This window comes from Pseudomonas sp. B21-040 (assembly GCF_024748695.1).
Lineage (GTDB): Bacteria > Pseudomonadota > Gammaproteobacteria > Pseudomonadales > Pseudomonadaceae > Aquipseudomonas.
The window spans coordinates 6,404,377-6,421,385 of record NZ_CP087176.1; the positions used below are offsets into that span (position 1 = coordinate 6,404,377).

The following is a 17,009-nucleotide window of genomic DNA, read 5'->3' on the forward strand; positions in this document are numbered from 1 at the left end:
GCCAGCAAGCTGTGCTCCTACAGGGAGGCAGGTGAAAAAAAGGGCGATCCACATGGATCGCCCTTTTTTTGCCCACCGGGTTCGCGTTAACGCACGGTCAGGATCGGACTGCCCAAACGTTCCAGCAACGTCGCCTGGGCGCTGCGCGGGTTCTGGTTGCCGGTCGGTGTGTTACGGATGTATCGACCGTCCGACTGCAGGCTCCAGCTGTGGGTGTTATCGGTGAGGTACAGCTCCAGCTCTTTCTTGACCCGCACAATCAGCTTGCGACCTTCCACCGGGAAGCAGGTCTCGACCCGCTTGTCGAGGTTGCGCTCCATCCAGTCGGCACTGGACAGGAACATCTGCTCGTCACCGCCGTTGAGGAAGTAGAAGACCCGGGTGTGTTCCAGGAAGCGGCCGATGATCGAACGTACGTGGATGTTGTGCGAAACCCCGGCGATGCCTGGACGCAGGCAGCACATGCCGCGCACGATCAGGTCGATACGCACCCCGGACTGACTGGCCTTGTACAGCGCGCGGATGATCTTCGGATCGGTCAGCGAGTTGAACTTGGCGATGATGTGCGCCGGTTTGCCGTCGAGGGCGAACTGCGTCTCTCGGGCAATCATGTCGAGCATGCCCTTCTTCAGGGTGAACGGCGCGTGCAGCAACTTCTTCATGCGCAGGGTCTTACCCATGCCGATCAACTGACTGAACAGTTTGCCGACGTCTTCGCACAAGGCGTCGTCGGAGGTCAGCAGGCTGTAGTCGGTATACAGACGGGCGTTGCCAGCGTGGTAGTTGCCCGTGCCCAAGTGTGCGTAACGGACGATTTCGCCCGCCTCGCGACGCAGGATCAGCATCATCTTGGCGTGGGTCTTGAAGCCGACCACACCGTAGATCACTACCGCACCGGCCGCTTGCAGACGGCTGGCCAGTTGCAGGTTGGACTCTTCGTCGAATCGCGCACGCAACTCGATGACCGCCGTGACCTCTTTACCGTTACGCGCCGCATCCACCAGCGCATCGACGATTTCCGAGTTGGCGCCGGAGCGGTACAGGGTCTGACGCACAGCCAACACGTGCGGGTCTTTGGCGGCCTGACGCAGCAGGTCGACCACCGGGGTAAACGATTCGAACGGGTGCAGCAACAGGATGTCCTGCTTGCTGATCACGCTGAAGATGTTTTCGCTGTTTTGCAGCAGTTTCGGGATCTGCGGGGTGAACGGCAGGTATTGCAGTTCGCGCTGGCTGTCCAGGCCGGTGATGCTGAACAGGCGCGTCAGGTTCACCGGACCGTTGACTTGATACAGCTCGGTCTCGCCCAGGTTGAACTGTTTGAGCAAATAATCGGACAGGTGTTTCGGGCAAGTGTCGGCCACTTCCAGACGCACCGCATCGCCATAACGACGGGAGAACAGCTCGCCGCGCAATGCGCGCGCCAGGTCTTCGACATCCTCGGAGTCCAGCGCCAGGTCGGCGTTTCGGGTCAGGCGGAACTGGTAGCAGCCCTTGACCTTCATGCCCTGGAACAGATCATCGGCGTGGGCGTGGATCATCGACGACAGGAACACATAGTTGTCGCCGGCGCCGCCGACTTCTTCCGGCACCTTGATGATCCGCGGCAGCAAACGCGGCGCCGGGATGATCGCCAGACCGGAATCGCGACCAAAGGCGTCGACGCCTTCGAGCTCGACGATGAAGTTCAGGCTCTTGTTCACCAACAACGGGAACGGGTGCGTCGGGTCGAGACCGATCGGCGTAATGATCGGGGCAATTTCGTCGCGGAAGTAACGGCGAACCCAAGTCTTGAGCTTGGCCGTCCAGTAGCGGCGACGGATGAAGCGGACCTGATGTTTTTCCAGTTCCGGCAACAGAATGTCGTTGAGGATCGCGTACTGGCGGTCAACGTGACCGTGTACCAGTTCGCTGATGCGGGCCAGGGCCTGATGCGGTTGCAGACCATCGGCGCCGGCTTGTTCACGGGCGAAGGTGATCTGCTTTTTAAGACCTGCCACACGAATTTCGAAGAACTCGTCCAGGTTGCTGGAGAAGATCAGCAGAAACTTCAGCCGCTCAAGCAATGGATAGGACTCATCCAGCGCCTGCTCAAGCACGCGGATGTTGAATTGCAGTTGCGAGAGCTCGCGATGGATGTACAGGCTGCTGTCATCCAGTCCGGGAATGGCAATCGCTGGCGCCGCTGCGGCGGCTTCGGCCACCACGGGCGGAGCGGGCTCCAGCTCCGGTGGGGTTTCGGCGATTTGCTCGACCACGGGTTGAGCCTCTTTTACAGCAACTTCAGTGAGTCCTTCGGTATTCATGAAATGTTCCTGGGAGGGCTATTTTTGCTCTCGTAACAATTGAGCGGCACGGACGGCAAAGTAAGTCAGGATGCCATCGGCGCCTGCACGTTTAAAAGCGGTCAGGGATTCGAGAATAACCCCTTCGCTCAACCAGCCATTCTGGATTGCCGCCATGTGCATGGCGTATTCGCCGCTGACTTGGTAAACAAACGTTGGCACTTTGAATTCTTCTTTGACCCGGTAAAGGATGTCCAGGTAGGGCATGCCTGGCTTGACCATGACCATGTCCGCACCTTCTGACAAGTCCGCCGCCACTTCGTGCAGGGCTTCGTTGCTGTTGGCCGGGTCCATCTGATAGCTGGCCTTGTTGGCCTTGCCCAGGTTCAGCGCCGAACCGACCGCATCACGGAACGGACCATAATAGGCGCTGGCGTACTTCGCCGAGTAGGCCATGATGCGCACATTGACGTGCTCGGCCACCTCAAGGGCTTCACGGATTGCCTGGATGCGACCGTCCATCATGTCGGACGGAGCCACCACCTGTGCACCGGCTTCAGCGTGCGACAGGGCCTGCTTGACCAGTGCGTCGACGGTAATGTCGTTCTGCACGTAGCCTTCTTCGTCGAGGATGCCGTCCTGACCGTGGGTGGTAAACGGATCGAGGGCAACATCGGTGATCACACCCAGCTCCGGGAACCGCGCCCGCAGCGCGCGAGTGGCGCGCTGGGCAATGCCTTCGGGGTTCCAGGCTTCGGCGGCGTCCAGCGATTTGAGCTCAGGCGGTGTCACCGGGAACAGTGCCAGCGCAGGAATCCCCAGTTCGACCCATTTGGCCGCCTCTTCCAGCAACAGGTCGATGGTCAGGCGTTCGACGCCCGGCATCGAAGTCACCGCTTCACGACGGTTTTCACCGTCCAGCACAAACACCGGCAAGATCAGGTCATCGACGGTCAGAACGTTTTCACGGACCAGTCGACGTGAAAAATCATCACGACGGTTGCGACGCAGGCGGGTTGCGGGGAATAGACGGTTGGCGGGGGTAAAGCTCACGGCAGACTCCTGAGCCCGCGCTTACGGGCGAGCGTGACAGTTATAAGCGACCATTATGACCAACGCATGACAGTTATGTGCACCCCTGTGACAGGTAGCCGCATTCCATTGTCATTGTAGGAAATGTTCACGTCGAGACACATTTGGACACTTTCATGAATGTGCACGAAGGGTTAGGCTGCGCGTTCATTTCGCCAGCACCCAGACAATGCTCCAACAATTTCTGCATGACTTTGGCTACTTTGCCTTGTTCCTCGGCACGTTCTTCGAAGGCGAAACCATTCTTGTGCTCGCAGGCTTCCTCGCGTTCCGCGGATACATGGACATCAACCTGGTGGTGGTCGTGGCGTTCTTCGGCAGTTATGCCGGCGATCAGCTGTGGTACTTCCTGGGGCGCAAGCACGGGCGAAAACTGCTGGCACGCAAGCCGCGCTGGCAAATGATGGGCGACCGGGCGCTGGAACACATCCGCAAGCACCCGGACATCTGGGTGCTGAGCTTCCGCTTTGTCTACGGTTTGCGCACGGTGATGCCAGTGGCCATCGGCCTGTCAGGCTATCCACCGGGACGTTACCTGCTGCTCAACGGAATTGGGGCCGCGATCTGGGCGGCGGCCCTGGCGGCGGCGGCCTACCACTTTGGCGCCGTACTGGAAGGCATGCTCGGCAGCGTCAAGAAATATGAATTGTGGGTACTCGGCGCCTTGCTGGTGCTGGGACTTGGCCTGTGGCTGCGCCGACGGTTCAAAAATGCGCGTCTGGCGAAGAAGATATACGCCGAGGAGCAAGCCTTGAAAGCCAGACAGGCTACCGTCGAAGCGACTAAGACGCCAAGCGAGTGAAGCGGTTTGTGCAACAGTAGAGACCGATAGCGCTCAACACGCTGTAACTGAGCAGGCCGATCCAGCCCACCGTGCTGGCCGGCCACAACCCGACCACCGGCGCCAGCCACACCAGCGGCACGTTCGATGCCAGCCGCAGCAGCTCCAGCGTCAACGCCCACGGGCGATTCTCCAGGGCCACGCCCAAGGCAAACAACCCCAGCGCCACCGCACTCCAGCCGAGCACCAAGGCGGCGGTCGGCAGGCTCCGTTCCAGGTTCATCAAATAGCTGCCCAACGCGATGTAGGCGCAAAACTGCAACGCCACATACAGTTGCTGACGACCGTCCAGCGGCACCTCGAACTTGCGGAACTGGCTCAACTCAGGCTTGCTCATCGGGTACCTGGCCGCCACATCCGCCGGCCGCCAACCGGTGCGCATAAACCAGATCCGCAGCTTGTCCCACGTACTCTCGGCGCGCCGCGCGTCATCCCACAACTGCACATAGAACTGCAGGTTTGCCCACAGCGGGTTCCAGCTCGCCAACGGCGTCGTCACGCCAAAAATCACCGGTTCGTTGTCGTCTTCTTCCTGAAACGAGCCAAACAGGCGGTCCCAAATAATGAACACCCCACCGTAGTTGCGATCCATGTAGAGAGCGTTCTGTGCATGGTGAGCCCGATGATTGGACGGCGACACGAAGAACCATTCGAACCAGCCGAGCTTGGGAATGTGCCGGGTGTGCACCCAGAACTGATACAGCAGATTCAGCGCCGCCACGCTGACGAACACCAGCAGCGGCACGCCGAGCACGGCCATCGGCAGGTAGAAAATCCAGCTCAGCAAGAAGCCGGTGCTGGTCTGGCGCAACGCCGTGGACAGGTTGTACTCCTCGCTCTGGTGATGCACCGAGTGCGCCGCCCAGAGGATATTGCGCTCGTGCCCCATACGATGCAGCCAGTAGTAGCAGAAGTCGTAGAGGACGAAGGCAAACACCCAGACCCAGATACTCTCGGCCGACAACTGGAACAGCGCCACATGCTCAAGGGCAAAGGCATAGGTGACCAGCCCGACACCCTTGGTCAACAGGCCCGTAGTGGTCGACAGCACGCCAGTGCTCAAGCTGTTGATCGCATCCGCCACGCGATAATGGCTGACCCCGCGCCAACGGTCGGCCAGCAGCTCGACAGCGATCAGCGCAAAGAAAAACGGCACTGCATACAGAATGAAGTCCATGACGCGCCCTGATCGGAATCCGAGGACAGATGCTAGGTGTAGCCGCGAATTAACCCTATGGCAACGAGCGACAAATTAGTGGACATTTAACGCCATGAATCTGGAGAAAAGCCCATGAGCAAAAAAATTGCAGTGATCCTTTCCGGCTGTGGCGTGTACGACGGCGCCGAAATCCACGAAAGCGTGATTACCCTGCTGAGACTGGACCAGCGTGGTGCTCAGGTGCAGTGCTTTGCCCCGAACATCGCGCAATTGCATGTGATCAATCACCTGACCGGCGAAGAGATGCCCGAGTCACGCAACGTGTTGGTGGAGTCGGCACGGATTGCTCGCGGCCACATCAAGGACATTCGCGAGGCCGACGTCGACGACTTCGATGCGTTGATCGTTCCTGGGGGATTCGGCTCGGCGAAGAACCTGTCGAACTTCGCCATCGAAGGCGCCGGTTGCACCGTGCAACCGGATGTCCTGGCGCTGACCGAAGCCTTTGCCGAGGCTGGAAAACCAGTGGGCTTGATGTGTATTTCGCCAGCGCTGGCGGCGAAGATCTATGGGCCAGGGGTGAACTGCACCATCGGCAATGATGCCGAGACCGCTGCGGTCATGAACAAAATGGGCGCCACCCACACCGATTGCGCCGTGACTGAAATCGTCGAAGACAAGGCGCGCAAGCTGGTGTGTACACCGGCCTACATGCTGGCGCAAAGCATCAGCGAAGCGGCGTCCGGCATCAACAAAATGGTCGACCGCGTGCTCGAACTGACCCACGAAAACGACGCCTGACACACGCCCACAGGTTCTCGGTACGGCTCAGGGCTTGCGGGTAAGCCGCGTCAGTATCCGGTCCAGTGCATTGGCGAACGCCTGCTTCTCGCGTTCGCCAAACGGTGCCGGCCCGCCGCCCATCTGCCCCTGTTCACGCAAGTCGGTGAACAGGTTGCGCACCGCGAGCCGGTCGCCCATGTTCTGCGCATCGAACTCCTTGCCACGCGGGTCCAGTGCCGCCACCCCCTTCTTGACCAGACGATCCGCCAGCGGCACGTCGCTGCAAATCACCAGTTCACCCGGCACCGCGTGCTCCACCAGGTAATCATCGGCGGCGTCCGGGCCACTCGGCACCACGATCAACTTCACCAGTGCCAGCCCCGGCTTGATCTGCGGCTGCCCCGCCACCAGCACCACTTCGTATTGGCGCTTGAGGGCGAACTTCACCACCAGATCCTTGGCCGCCCGTGGGCAGGCGTCGGCGTCGATCCAGACACGCATTGTGTTTTCCTCTTTCAAAAAAAATCGCGAGCCGCCTCGCCCCCACAAGGTTAACCCTAAACCCGTGGGAACATGGCTTGCCCGCGATTGTGAGCGCAGCGAATGTTGTTTAGGAAACCTGCACCCGACGCTTCTCGGCCACCCAACTGCGACCGTACAACACGAAGATCGCAATGATCGCCACCGCCTGAGCGCCCAGCGAATAGGCATCCGCGTGAATCCCCAGCCAGTCAAAATCAAAGAACGGCACCGGCCGGGTACCAAAGATCCCCGCTTCCTGCAACGCCTTCACGCCATGCCCGGCGAACACTACCGATAACGCGCACAACAGGCCGGCGTTGATGCTGAAGAACAACGCCAGCGGCAGCTTCGCCGAACCACGCAAGATGACCCACGCCAAAACCACCAGCAACACCAGCGCCGTCCCGCCGCCGGCCAGCACCGCGTTGTGCCCTGCAGGTCCGGCCTGCAACCACAGGGTTTCGTAGAACAGAATCACTTCAAACAACTCGCGATACACCGAGAAGAACGCCAGGATCGCAAAGCCGAAACGGCCGCCGCCGCCCACCAAGCTGCTCTTGATGTAATCCTGCCACGCCGCAGCGTGACGACGGTCGTGCATCCACACGCCAAGCCAGAGCACCATGACCGAGGCAAACAGCGCCGTCGCGCCTTCCAGCAATTCGCGCTGCGAACCGCTGACATCGATCACGTATGCAGCCAGCGCCCACGTCCCCAGACCGGCCAACAGCGCCAGTCCCCAGCCGACATTGACACTGCGCACGGCCGATTGCTGGCCAGTGTTGCGCAGGAACGCCAGGATCGCAGCCAACACCAGAATCGCTTCCAGACCTTCGCGCAACAAAATCAGCAAACCGGAAATGAAGCTCAGCGACCAACTCAAACCATCGCTGCCCAACAGGTCAGCGGATTCCTTCAACTTGGCCTTGGCCGTGTTCAGGCGCTGCTCGGCTTCTGCCACCGGCAACCCGTCCTGCAACGACTGACGGTAGGCCATCAGCGATTTTTCAGTGTCTTTGCGCACGACGGCATTGACGTTGTCCAGGGAGCTTTCGACCAGTTCGAAACCTTCCAGATACGCGGCGACAGACAGGTCATAGGCCTGATCGTGATCGCCGGCGCGGTAGGCCGCGATGCTTTTGTCGAGGGTGGCAGCGGTGTAGTCGAGCAACTGCGCCGGGCCACGCTTGACCTGCGGCGGTTGCGCCCGCTGCGCACGGAATGTCGCAGCGGCTTGTGGACCGTCGGCGGCCTGCACTTCTGCCGGCGTCTGACGCCCCAGGTCGGCGATGTTGTAGGTCTTTTCGGATTTTGCAGCCGCCGGGTCGGCGCTGAAGCTGGCGATGTAGGTGGCCAGGTCCCAGCGCTGACGATCATCAAGTTGATCGGCAAAAGCCGGCATGTCGGTGCCTTCAATACCCAGGCCCACGGTGCTGTAGAGCGCGTAGAGGCTCAGATGATCCAGGCGCGTCGTATCTCGCAGATTGGACGGTGGTGGCATCAGCCCGACACCCGCCGGGCCGTCGCCAGCGCCCGCATCACCGTGGCAAACCGAGCAATGCTGGGCATACAGCGGCGCACCACGGGTCGGGTCCGGCGTAATGATCGGTGCCTGACTGACTTCATAAGTCACGGCCAGTTTCGCACCGAGTTGCCGCGCCTGACGGGCCACGTCCGCACCTTCCTGACGGGCAGTGACGGCACTGCGCAGCGAGCTCACGCCCTGCTCCAACCCCGCCTTCTCCTGCTTGGCCGGCATCGCCGCAATCAGGCCCTGCAACGTCTTGATGGATTCCAGCTGCCCGCGGTACTCGGACTCATCAATCACCTTGCCCGCTTGCACGGTTTGCGGGTAGTCCGCGCTGATGTAATCGAGCAGGTGCAACGCTTGCGGCGCACCTTCCACGGTGTCGGCCAGCAGATTGAAACTGCACAAGGCAAACAGTGGAAACACCAGCCAGGCCAGAAAACGGGACGGGGCAGTCATGAATGAATCTCAATTGGTAATACGAAGTAACACATTGTTCCCTCCCAATCACTTTCACTCAAGCTTTGTCTGCAACTGAGGCCAGCAGCCGCGGAACAAAGTGCCATCATTGCGCTCTACAGTGTGCCGCCTCTTGGCGGCTTTTCTTCAAGGAAGACACACTGCAAATGGCTACTCGCCTGCGCTTCATGTTTGTGCTCGGTGCATGCTTGCTACTGAGCGGTTGCCCTACCATGCGGGACTACAACGCGGAGCTGAGCGAGACCCTCGACTATTTCAAAGCCGGCCAGATCGACTCCGCCGTTGCTGTACTGGATCGAAACAATCCCATTGCCCCGGGCGACCTGCTCTATAACTTTGAGAAGGGCGAACTGCTGCGGCTCACTGGCGATATGACCGGTAGTTACGCCAGTTGGGATTACGCCGACCGGCTGATTGAGGGGTGGGAAAACTCGCCACGATTCGGCGCCTTCAAAGCATTCACCGAGTTCAATAGTTACGGCGCCAATGACAAAGTGCGTTTGTACGATGGCTACGACTTCGAGAAGGTCGCCCTGACCACGCAAATGGCTCTGACGTGCCTGTCCAGCGCCCAACCCGACCTCGCTCGGGTGATGATCAAGAAAACCCACGAGCGTGAAGCAACCATCGCCGATAAGCGCGACAAGCAATACCTGGCACTGGAAACCCAGGCCCAGGAGCAAGGCGTGCCCCTGAAATACCAGAACCTCCAGGGCTACCCGGTGGCGACCCTAGATGCACCTGAAGTCATTGCGCTGAAAAACAGCTACCAAAGTGCGTTCAGTCATTACCTGGCAGGTTTCGTCTATGAAACGCTGGGTGAAAAAGACCTCGCCGCACCGGGTTATCGCAAAGCCGTGGAGTTGCGCCCCAACACGCCGCTGCTTGAACAGGCGCTGCGCAACCTGGACAAATCGCCGCTCAAGGCCGGTGAGAGTGATGTCTTGCTGATCGTGCAAACCGGCCTCGCCCCTGCACGCAACTCCGTGCGTGTGCCGATTTCGGTGGACGTCGAGGGCGAAACCTACATCACCAACATGTCGTTCCCGATCCTCGTCCCTGACACGTCCACACCGCCCGTGGACTTCATCACGGTGGATGGAAAAAAACAGAAACTGACGTTGCTCAACAGTTATGGCGACATGTCGCGGCGCACCTTGCGTGACGACATGCCGGGCATCATTGAGCGCACGCTTCATCGCGCCCGGTCCAACGTCGAGTACCTGGCCTATTTGAAAAAGCACAGGCCCGAGAAATTTGAAGAAACCCTCTTGCAGCAAACCCAGCGAGAGGATGCCGACACACGAGGCTGGCGCACGCTGCCGGACAAAACATACGTCGCTCGCCTGCGCCTCAAGAAAGGCGAGCATCAACTGACCCTGCCCAATGCGCCGGAACGCCCACCGGTCAGGTTCAAGATCGGCCAGACCTATCAGGCCTTCAGCCTGCGCGCGGTGAATAACCGGGTTTTCGCCGCAGATGTCGCCCTGGATCTCGCCCCCCCTCCAACACCGCAGGCTGTCACCAGCCGTGCTCAACCCTGAATGGAGCGCCTCATGGGATTGAAATGCTTCGTCGTTATCGCGCTGGCCCTGTTGGCCGGCTGCGCCACCGCGCCGCCCACTGCAGCCAGTAAAGTCATGGCCACCGGCCCGATTGAGAGCCTGGCTATCGGTCCCATGCGCATGGCTCGGGAAAACGGGTTCCTGACGGTCAATACGCAGCTGAGCAACACCGATACCGATAACCGGACGCTCTACTACCGCTATCTATGGCTCGGCCCCGAAGGTTTTCCAGTGGTCGAAGCCGAGTCCTGGAAAAGCCTGACCCTGTACGCCGAGCAGACGAGCTTCCTGCCGGCCATCGCCCCGGTACCACAAGCCGTGGACTTTCGCCTGGAAATCAACACGCCATGAACCGTCCACTTGAGACCACGCCCATGCTTGTACGTGTTTCGTCCCTCGCCCTCAGCCTCCTGCTGATCGGCGGCTGCGCGGCCAATCACTCGCCGGTGCTGGGCAGCGGCAACATCAGTTACGGTGATCCGAAAGCCGTGGAGCTGGTGACCAACGAATTCGGTTCCACCGATTTGCAAATGATCGCTGAAAGCATGACCCGCTCACTCGCCCAGTCTGGGGTCTTGAAAGGCCGTCCGGTGGTCCAGGTGTACGACGTGCGAAACAAGACCAGCGAGTACATCGACACTCGCGACATCACCACGTCAATCAAGACCCAACTGATGCGCTCCGGCACTGCACGCTTTGCCAGCGATAACACCGACATGCAGAGCCAGGTCGATCACCTCAAACTGCAAAACCAGAGCGGCCTGTACAAGAAAAGTACCGTGGCCAAAACCGGCAACATGATCGCCGCTCGCTATCGCCTGGAAGGGTCGATCAGCTCAATCGTCAAGCGCAGCAACGATTACAAGGACGTCTTCTACACGTTCAGCCTGCAATTGATCGACGTCGAAAGCGGGCTGGCCGACTGGATGGACGAAAAAGAAATCCGCAAGACCACGGAGCGCTGAGCAATGCGTGCATGGATTGGCATCATGGCCCTGACCGGCGCCCTGGGCGTTCAGGCGGCCCCGAAAATCGCGGTCACTGACATTGCCTATGAGGCCAGCGTGGATCAATACGTCCACGTGATTTCGGCCCGGGACGATCATCAGCAGGACTATTACGGCGCCAGCGGCTCGTCCCGTTATGACGAGTACACGACGCAGAACAGCTACCTGGAACAGACCGAAATCCGCCGATTCAGCGGGGACATCAAAGGTCAGATGCTCAAGACCGGGATGTTCCAGCTGATTCAGGGGACGCCCTACACCGTCAGCACCAAAACCGATGTGTATGACGTGATCGAACGCATCAAGGCCGGCCATTTCAAGGGGGCCGACTACGTATTGTTTGGCACGCTGTCAGACATCGACTTCACCCAGGACATGAACGAACTGGCCAATACCGACAGCTATTCGGCGGTGTTGGCGCTGACTCTGGTGGCGGACTTCAGCCTGATCAATACCAGGACCTACGAGATCACCTCGGCCTTCACCGCCATGGGTGAGGCTCAGGACACCAAGCTGGTGAATGATCGGGACATCCACGTTTCACTGAACCGGCCTCGGGTGGTGCGCGAAGTATCGAGGTCTTTGGGCGAGGATGTGGCGCGGCAATTGAGCGAACAGCTCGGGGACGGCAGCGATCAGCCATCGGGGCAGGCGGAGCCACACAACGACCTGCCACCGGATACCGCGCCGGTGATTCTGCGTTGAGCGCCCGCCTGATCGCTCCCACGCTCCCACGCTCTGCGCGGGAACGATAACGGAAATGAAAAAGGCGACCTGAAGAGGTCGCCTTTTTTATGTCCGCGGGTTTTACACCGCGGCTTTACGCAACGTCGCCATGAACGCCGCCGCGCCGATGAACAGCCCGGCAAAGGTACGGTTCATGCGTTTTTGCTGCTTGGGGGTGCGCAACAGGCGCAGCACCTTGGACGCCAACCCGGTGTAACCGGCCATGACGATCAGATCAACACAGATCATGGTCACGCCAATGATCAGGTACTGGATCAGCAGCGGTGCATGCGGATCAATGAACTGCGGCAACACCGCCAGCATGAACACCAGCGCCTTGGGGTTGCTGATGTTGACCAGGAAACCGCGGAACACCAGCGCCATCGGCTTGCCAATCTGACGCACTGCGGCATCGTCGCTCATGTCGCTGGGTAGCGCGCGCCATTGCTTGATGGCGAGGTAAACCAGGTACGCCACGCCGAACCATTTGATCGCATAGAAGGCCGAGGCTGAAGCGGTGAGGATCGCGCCCACACCGGCGCCGACAATCGCGATCTGCACCGCCAGGCCCAATTGCAGGCCCAGTGCGTTCCAGTAACCGCGCCAGAAACCGTATTGCAGACCGCTGGACATCGACGCAATGGCGCCGGCACCGGGTGACAGACTGATCACCCAGCAGGCTGCAAAAAACGCCAGCCATGTTTGAAGCTCCATTGCACACCTCGACTCAGACTCGTGACAGACGTCTAAGCTAATGCGGCTTTGGGCTGATGACCATCAATTTTTTGCAGGATATTGCGGCTGCCGACCAGCGTGGTCGGCATCCCGGCTATTTTTCGAAACCGCTCGAGGGGAATACATCCGTACCGCGCCAGCGTCGAACCGAGCGCTGGAAGAACAGGCTGTTGGGCACTTGAACCATGGCACTGCCGGTGCCAAGTTCTTCCGCTTCGATCAGCGTGGTGTAAAGCAGATTGATCGCCACTACCCGGCCTTTGACGCCAGGCTTGTCGGTGGTGTCCACCAACTCGACGACATCGCCAAGGCGAAACGGGCCGACGGTGAAAATCAGGATCGCGCACAGCAGGTTGGAGAGCACACTCCACATGGCGAAAAACGCCACCGCCGCCACCGCAACGAAGCCCGACAGCGCGGTCCACAGAACCGTGGCCGACACCCCGAGGCGCTCCAGCACGAAAATCAGCGCACTGCCCATGATCAGCCAGCGCAATCCACCGCGTAGCGGCATCAGCAACTGCGGCGGAAACGGATAGCGCTCGCCCAGTCGGGTCAGGCCTTTGGCAACGAAGCGCTGGGTGAAATAGCCAGCCAGCAGAATCAGCAGGATTTGCACGACCAGCCAGAGGGGTTCGATCCAGACTGCCGGCAACGGCAGCTTGAACGCCTCCATCAAGACAGCGCCTCCAGCTCGGCCTGCATGCTTTCCAGCAGTTCAAGCGCTTCCATCCAGGCTTCTTCCAGTTCGGCTTCGCGCACCTTCAACCTGGCCTGTTCGGCCAGCAGATCGCGCAAGTCGTTCTTGCGCGCCGGCTCGTAGATGTCGCTGTCACCCAGGCTGGCGTCAATCTTCGCCAGTTTCTCGTGCAGTTTGCCAAGCTCGGCTTCCAGCTTGTCGGCCTCACGCTTGTGCGGCGCCAGTTGCTGACGCAACGCAGCAGCGGCCTGACGCTGGGCCTTCTTGTCGGTTTTGTCCGGGTTGACCGGTGTGTTGCTGACCGGCGCATTGCGCTGGCGATAGTCCACCAGCCAACGGGTGTAGTCTTCCAGGTCGCCGTCGAACTCCTCGACCTTGCCGTCCGCCACCAGGTAGAAATTGTCCGTGGTGCTTTTGAGCAAATGGCGATCGTGGGAGACCACCAGTACCGCGCCACTGAATTCCTGCAGGGCCATGGTCAGCGCCAGGCGCATTTCCAGGTCCAGGTGGTTGGTTGGCTCATCGAGCAGCAACAGGTTCGGTCGGCCCCAGGCGATCAACGCCAGTGCCAGGCGGGCCTTCTCGCCACCGGAGAAGTTCAGCACCGGCTCATCGATGCGTGCACCACGGAAGTCGAAACCGCCAAGGAAGTCGCGCAGGGTCTGCTCGCGCTCGGTCGGAGCCAGGCGCTGCAAGTGCAGCAACGGGCTGGCCTTGGAGTCGAGTGAGTCCAGCTGATGCTGGGCGAAGTAGCCGACGACGGTGTTCTCGCCACGGGTCAGTCGGCCGGACAACGGCTCGAGTTCACCGGCCAGGTTTTTGATCAGGGTCGATTTACCGGCACCGTTCGGGCCAAGCAAACCGATCCGCGCACCGGGGGTCAGTTGCAGCTTGACCTTCTCCAGCACGGCTTTGTCGCCATAACCCAGCCGGGCATCGGACAGATCGATCAGCGGGCTGGAGATTTTCTGTGATTCGCGGAAAACGAAATCGAACGGTGAATCGACATGGGCGGCGGACAGTTCTTCCATCCGTTCCAGCGCCTTGATCCGGCTCTGGGCCTGACGGGCCTTGGTGGCCTGGGCCTTGAAGCGGGCGATGTAGCTTTCCATGTGCGCACGTTGCGCCTGCTGCTTCTCGTAGGCCTGCTGCTGCTGGGCCAGACGTTCGGCGCGGGCGCGTTCGAAGGCGCTATAACCACCGCGGTACAGGGTGATCTTGCGTTGATCGACGTGAGCCACGTGATCGACCACGGCATCGAGGAAGTCCCGGTCGTGGGAAATCAGCATCAAAGTGCCGGGGTAGCTTTTGAGCCACTCTTCGAGCCAGATGATGGCGTCGAGGTCCAAGTGGTTGGTCGGTTCGTCGAGTAGCAACAAGTCCGAGGGGCACATCAAAGCTTGCGCCAGGTTCAGACGCATCCTCCAACCACCAGAGAAATCTCCTACCTGACGATCCATCTGCTCGTTGGTGAATCCAAGGCCGGCCAGCAACTTGCGGGCCCGGGCATCGGCGGTGTAACCGTCGGCGCTGTCGAGTTCCGCGTGCAGGCGGGCCTGAGCGGCACCGTCATGCGCCGCTTCGGCTGCGGCGAGGTCGCGTTGCACCTGGCGCAGGCGCAGGTCGCCATCGAGCACGTAGTCGACCGCCAGGCGTTCGAGCGTATCGACTTCCTGGCGCATGTGGGCGATGCGCCAGTCGGCCGGCAGGAAGCAATCACCCGAGTCCGGGTGCAGTTCGCCCCGAAGCAAGGCGAACAGGCTCGATTTGCCGGCGCCGTTGGCACCGATGAGGCCGGCTTTGTGGCCGGCGTGCAGGGTCAGCTCGGCGTCTTCTAGCAGACGTTGAGGGCCACGCTGTAAAGTCAGGTTCTGAAGTCGAATCATAATGGCGGCGGAGTCTACCAGCTTCGCTCGCAACTGGCGCGAGTAGCACTATGTCCTCTGACCTGTGGAGCTTTTCCCTGACGACTTACGCCCGTCCCGGCGTTGAACACGCGTGCCTGCAACTGCAGTCGGCCGGCGTGAATGTGTGTTTGCTGCTCTGTGGATTGTGGCTGGGGGAGCGTGGCGTCGCCTGCAACGAGCATCGAATCAAGAGGCTGCGCGCGGTGGCGGAACCTTGGGATGGGGATGTCGTGCAACCGTTGCGCGCATTGCGCATGCGCTGGAAAGCCGTCGCAACGAAGGACTCCGAGCTGAAAAAATTGCGCGAGCAAGTGCAGGCACTGGAACTGGAAGCCGAGCGACATCTGTTGTTGCGACTGGAGCGATCGGCGCAGAGCTGGCCGCAGAATGAGGCGACCGATCTAACGGCCTGGCTGGAAGGTATGGCGGCAGGCGCCGCCAACCTGGACCGCGACGCGCTGCTTGAGCTGCGCGTCGCGGTAACCGGCACTTAGGAAGCGCTGGTTGGGTTGGTGCTGGAGTTCGACAGTGCGGCTGGCGTTGGCGCAGGCGTGGTTGTCGAGGTGGTTGCGGCGGGTGCAGTCGATGCAACTGGCGCTGGCGTCACTGGCTTGGCAGCGGGCGCAGGGGTCGGTTTGGCAGCGGCGACTGGTTTGGCAGCGACGGGTTTTGCGGCTGGCTTGACTGCAGCAGGCTTGGCCGCTGGTTTTGCAACAGGCTTGGCAACAGCTGGTTTGGCGGCGGCTGGCTTGGCTGCTGGTTTCGCGGCAGCGGCTGGCTTGGCGGCAGCAGGTTTGGCCGCAATTTTAGCGGCAGGTTTTGCTGCGGTTTTTACTGCCGGTTTTGCGGCTGGTTTCGCGGCAGCGGTTTTGGCCACGGCAGGTTTAGCGGCCGGTTTCGCAGCAGCAGTTTTAACAGCCGGTTTAGCGGCTGGCTTGGCTGCTGGCTTGGCTACTGCAGTTCTTGCCACAGCAGGTTTGGCGGCAGGCGCTTTGGCAGCCGGTTTGGCAGCGGCGGTTCTCGCGGCGGCTGGTTTGGCGGCTGCAGTTCTCGCCGCTGGTTTTGCGGCAGGCTTCGCAGCGCTGGCAGCGACTGGTTTTTTCACCGCCGGTTTGGCGGCAGGTTTGGCTGCGGCTTTCACCGGCGCTTTGGCGGCGGGTTTGGCAGCAGGCTTGGCCGGTGCTTTTGCAGCAGCGGGTTTGGCAGCGGCTTTCTTGGCAGGTGCCGCAGCAGGTTTGGCTGCACGCAGGGACAACGCCTTGCTGACAGCCTCTTGAACGCGACCGACGCCCTGGGCCAATTTCAGGCTTTCCTGAGCATCACGCTTGAGTTGCAGAATGTAGCCGCGAGTTTCCGACTGACGACCCTTGAGGGCATCGAGCAACTCCTCAAGCTCTTTCACTGCGTCCTTGGCTTTGGCTTGTGCCTTGGCCTTGCCGGCCGACGCAGCGTCCTGCAATTTGGTACGGGATTTGTGCAGTTTCTCTTGCGCTTTTCCGCGCTGCTTTTCCAGTTTGGCGAGCAGTTTTTCAGCATCAGCCAAGGCTTGGGAACAAGCGTTTTCCAGATGCTCGAGCAGGCTGCCCGAGAGTTGTTGGAGTAAGTGCAACGGGGTATTTACAGGCTTCTTGGTGGCCGACATGGTTTACCTCCTGGCTGACGTGGGTGCGGCTCATACT

At 60.4% G+C, this 17,009-nt stretch carries 16 protein-coding genes; 7 read left to right on the forward strand and 9 right to left on the reverse strand.

Going from position 1 to position 17,009, the window contains the following annotated elements; translation table 11 throughout:
• Nucleotides 1-86: 86 nt before the first annotated feature.
• Nucleotides 87-2,306, reverse strand: coding sequence for a polyphosphate kinase 1 (gene ppk1 / locus LOY55_RS29405; protein ID WP_223523009.1), 2,220 nt, complete (start codon nucleotides 2,304-2,306; stop codon nucleotides 87-89).
• An 18-nt stretch (nucleotides 2,307-2,324) separates the two neighbouring features.
• Complete coding sequence (gene hemB / locus LOY55_RS29410; RefSeq protein ID WP_077431063.1) at nucleotides 2,325-3,338, reverse strand: porphobilinogen synthase; 1,014 nt, start codon at nucleotides 3,336-3,338, stop codon at nucleotides 2,325-2,327.
• Between the two features lie 208 nt (nucleotides 3,339-3,546).
• Between hemB and LOY55_RS29415 the strand changes: the two genes are divergently transcribed.
• Nucleotides 3,547-4,179: a DedA family protein gene (locus LOY55_RS29415; protein WP_046032246.1), complete on the forward strand. Its 633-nt coding sequence runs from the start codon at nucleotides 3,547-3,549 to the stop codon at nucleotides 4,177-4,179.
• On the opposite strand, the gene LOY55_RS29420 is transcribed toward LOY55_RS29415, so the two are convergent.
• Nucleotides 4,160-5,395, reverse strand: a complete 1,236-nt coding sequence (locus LOY55_RS29420) for a sterol desaturase family protein (RefSeq protein WP_223523011.1) — start codon at nucleotides 5,393-5,395, stop codon at nucleotides 4,160-4,162. The two genes, LOY55_RS29415 and LOY55_RS29420, sit on opposite strands and share 20 nt — an antisense overlap.
• Before the next feature lie 114 nt (nucleotides 5,396-5,509).
• On the opposite strand from LOY55_RS29420, the gene elbB reads away from it, so the two are divergent.
• Entirely contained in the window at nucleotides 5,510-6,178 is a 669-nt protein-coding gene (gene elbB / locus LOY55_RS29425) for an isoprenoid biosynthesis glyoxalase ElbB (RefSeq protein WP_046032244.1), read from the forward strand.
• A gap of 27 nt (nucleotides 6,179-6,205) precedes the next feature.
• Here the strand turns inward: elbB and LOY55_RS29430 are convergent, their stop codons facing one another.
• Together LOY55_RS29430 and LOY55_RS29435 are read right to left on the reverse strand one after the other, a co-directional pair.
• The gene (locus LOY55_RS29430) at nucleotides 6,206-6,661 is read right to left on the reverse strand and encodes a YaiI/YqxD family protein (protein WP_027926433.1); all 456 of its coding nucleotides are present in this window, start codon (nucleotides 6,659-6,661) and stop codon (nucleotides 6,206-6,208) included.
• A gap of 109 nt (nucleotides 6,662-6,770) precedes the next feature.
• Complete coding sequence (locus LOY55_RS29435) at nucleotides 6,771-8,669, reverse strand: cytochrome c/FTR1 family iron permease (RefSeq protein ID WP_223523012.1); 1,899 nt, start codon at nucleotides 8,667-8,669, stop codon at nucleotides 6,771-6,773.
• Between the two features lie 167 nt (nucleotides 8,670-8,836).
• Between LOY55_RS29435 and LOY55_RS29440 the strand changes: the two genes are divergently transcribed.
• From LOY55_RS29440 to LOY55_RS29455, 4 genes are read left to right on the forward strand one after another with little or no spacing between them, the layout of a single operon-like run.
• Nucleotides 8,837-10,234: a COG3014 family protein gene (locus LOY55_RS29440; protein WP_223523014.1), complete on the forward strand. Its 1,398-nt coding sequence runs from the start codon at nucleotides 8,837-8,839 to the stop codon at nucleotides 10,232-10,234.
• A gap of 12 nt (nucleotides 10,235-10,246) precedes the next feature.
• Nucleotides 10,247-10,606, forward strand: a complete 360-nt coding sequence (locus LOY55_RS29445) for a YcfL family protein (RefSeq protein ID WP_077431060.1) — start codon at nucleotides 10,247-10,249, stop codon at nucleotides 10,604-10,606.
• Nucleotides 10,607-10,629: 23 nt separating this feature from the next.
• Nucleotides 10,630-11,220 carry a penicillin-binding protein activator LpoB gene (lpoB, locus tag LOY55_RS29450; RefSeq protein ID WP_046032340.1) on the forward strand — a complete coding sequence of 197 codons (591 nt, stop codon included), beginning with the start codon at nucleotides 10,630-10,632 and terminating at the stop codon, nucleotides 11,218-11,220.
• A gap of 3 nt (nucleotides 11,221-11,223) precedes the next feature.
• A complete protein-coding gene (locus LOY55_RS29455) occupies nucleotides 11,224-11,967 on the forward strand; it encodes a penicillin-binding protein activator LpoB (RefSeq protein WP_109785695.1) in 744 nt (247 codons plus the stop codon).
• Nucleotides 11,968-12,069: 102 nt separating this feature from the next.
• On the opposite strand, the gene rhtB is transcribed toward LOY55_RS29455, so the two are convergent.
• From rhtB to LOY55_RS29470, 3 genes are all read right to left on the reverse strand, one after another.
• On the reverse strand, nucleotides 12,070-12,702 hold the full coding sequence (gene rhtB, locus LOY55_RS29460) for a homoserine/homoserine lactone efflux protein (RefSeq protein ID WP_046032239.1): 633 nt from the start codon (nucleotides 12,700-12,702) through the stop codon (nucleotides 12,070-12,072).
• Between the two features lie 115 nt (nucleotides 12,703-12,817).
• Nucleotides 12,818-13,399 carry a mechanosensitive ion channel family protein gene (locus tag LOY55_RS29465; protein WP_077431057.1) on the reverse strand — a complete coding sequence of 194 codons (582 nt, stop codon included), beginning with the start codon at nucleotides 13,397-13,399 and terminating at the stop codon, nucleotides 12,818-12,820.
• Nucleotides 13,399-15,309, reverse strand: coding sequence for an ATP-binding cassette domain-containing protein (locus tag LOY55_RS29470; RefSeq protein ID WP_077431056.1), 1,911 nt, complete (start codon nucleotides 15,307-15,309; stop codon nucleotides 13,399-13,401). Before LOY55_RS29470 ends, LOY55_RS29465 begins: the two co-directional genes overlap by 1 nt.
• A 50-nt stretch (nucleotides 15,310-15,359) precedes the next feature.
• On the opposite strand from LOY55_RS29470, the gene LOY55_RS29475 reads away from it, so the two are divergent.
• A complete protein-coding gene (locus LOY55_RS29475) occupies nucleotides 15,360-15,824 on the forward strand; it encodes a TIGR02444 family protein (RefSeq protein ID WP_046032236.1) in 465 nt (154 codons plus the stop codon).
• Here the strand turns inward: LOY55_RS29475 and LOY55_RS29480 are convergent.
• Nucleotides 15,821-16,972, reverse strand: a complete 1,152-nt coding sequence (locus LOY55_RS29480) for an AlgP family protein (RefSeq protein WP_223523016.1) — start codon at nucleotides 16,970-16,972, stop codon at nucleotides 15,821-15,823. The two genes, LOY55_RS29475 and LOY55_RS29480, sit on opposite strands and share 4 nt — an antisense overlap.
• Nucleotides 16,973-17,009 lie beyond the last annotated feature (37 nt).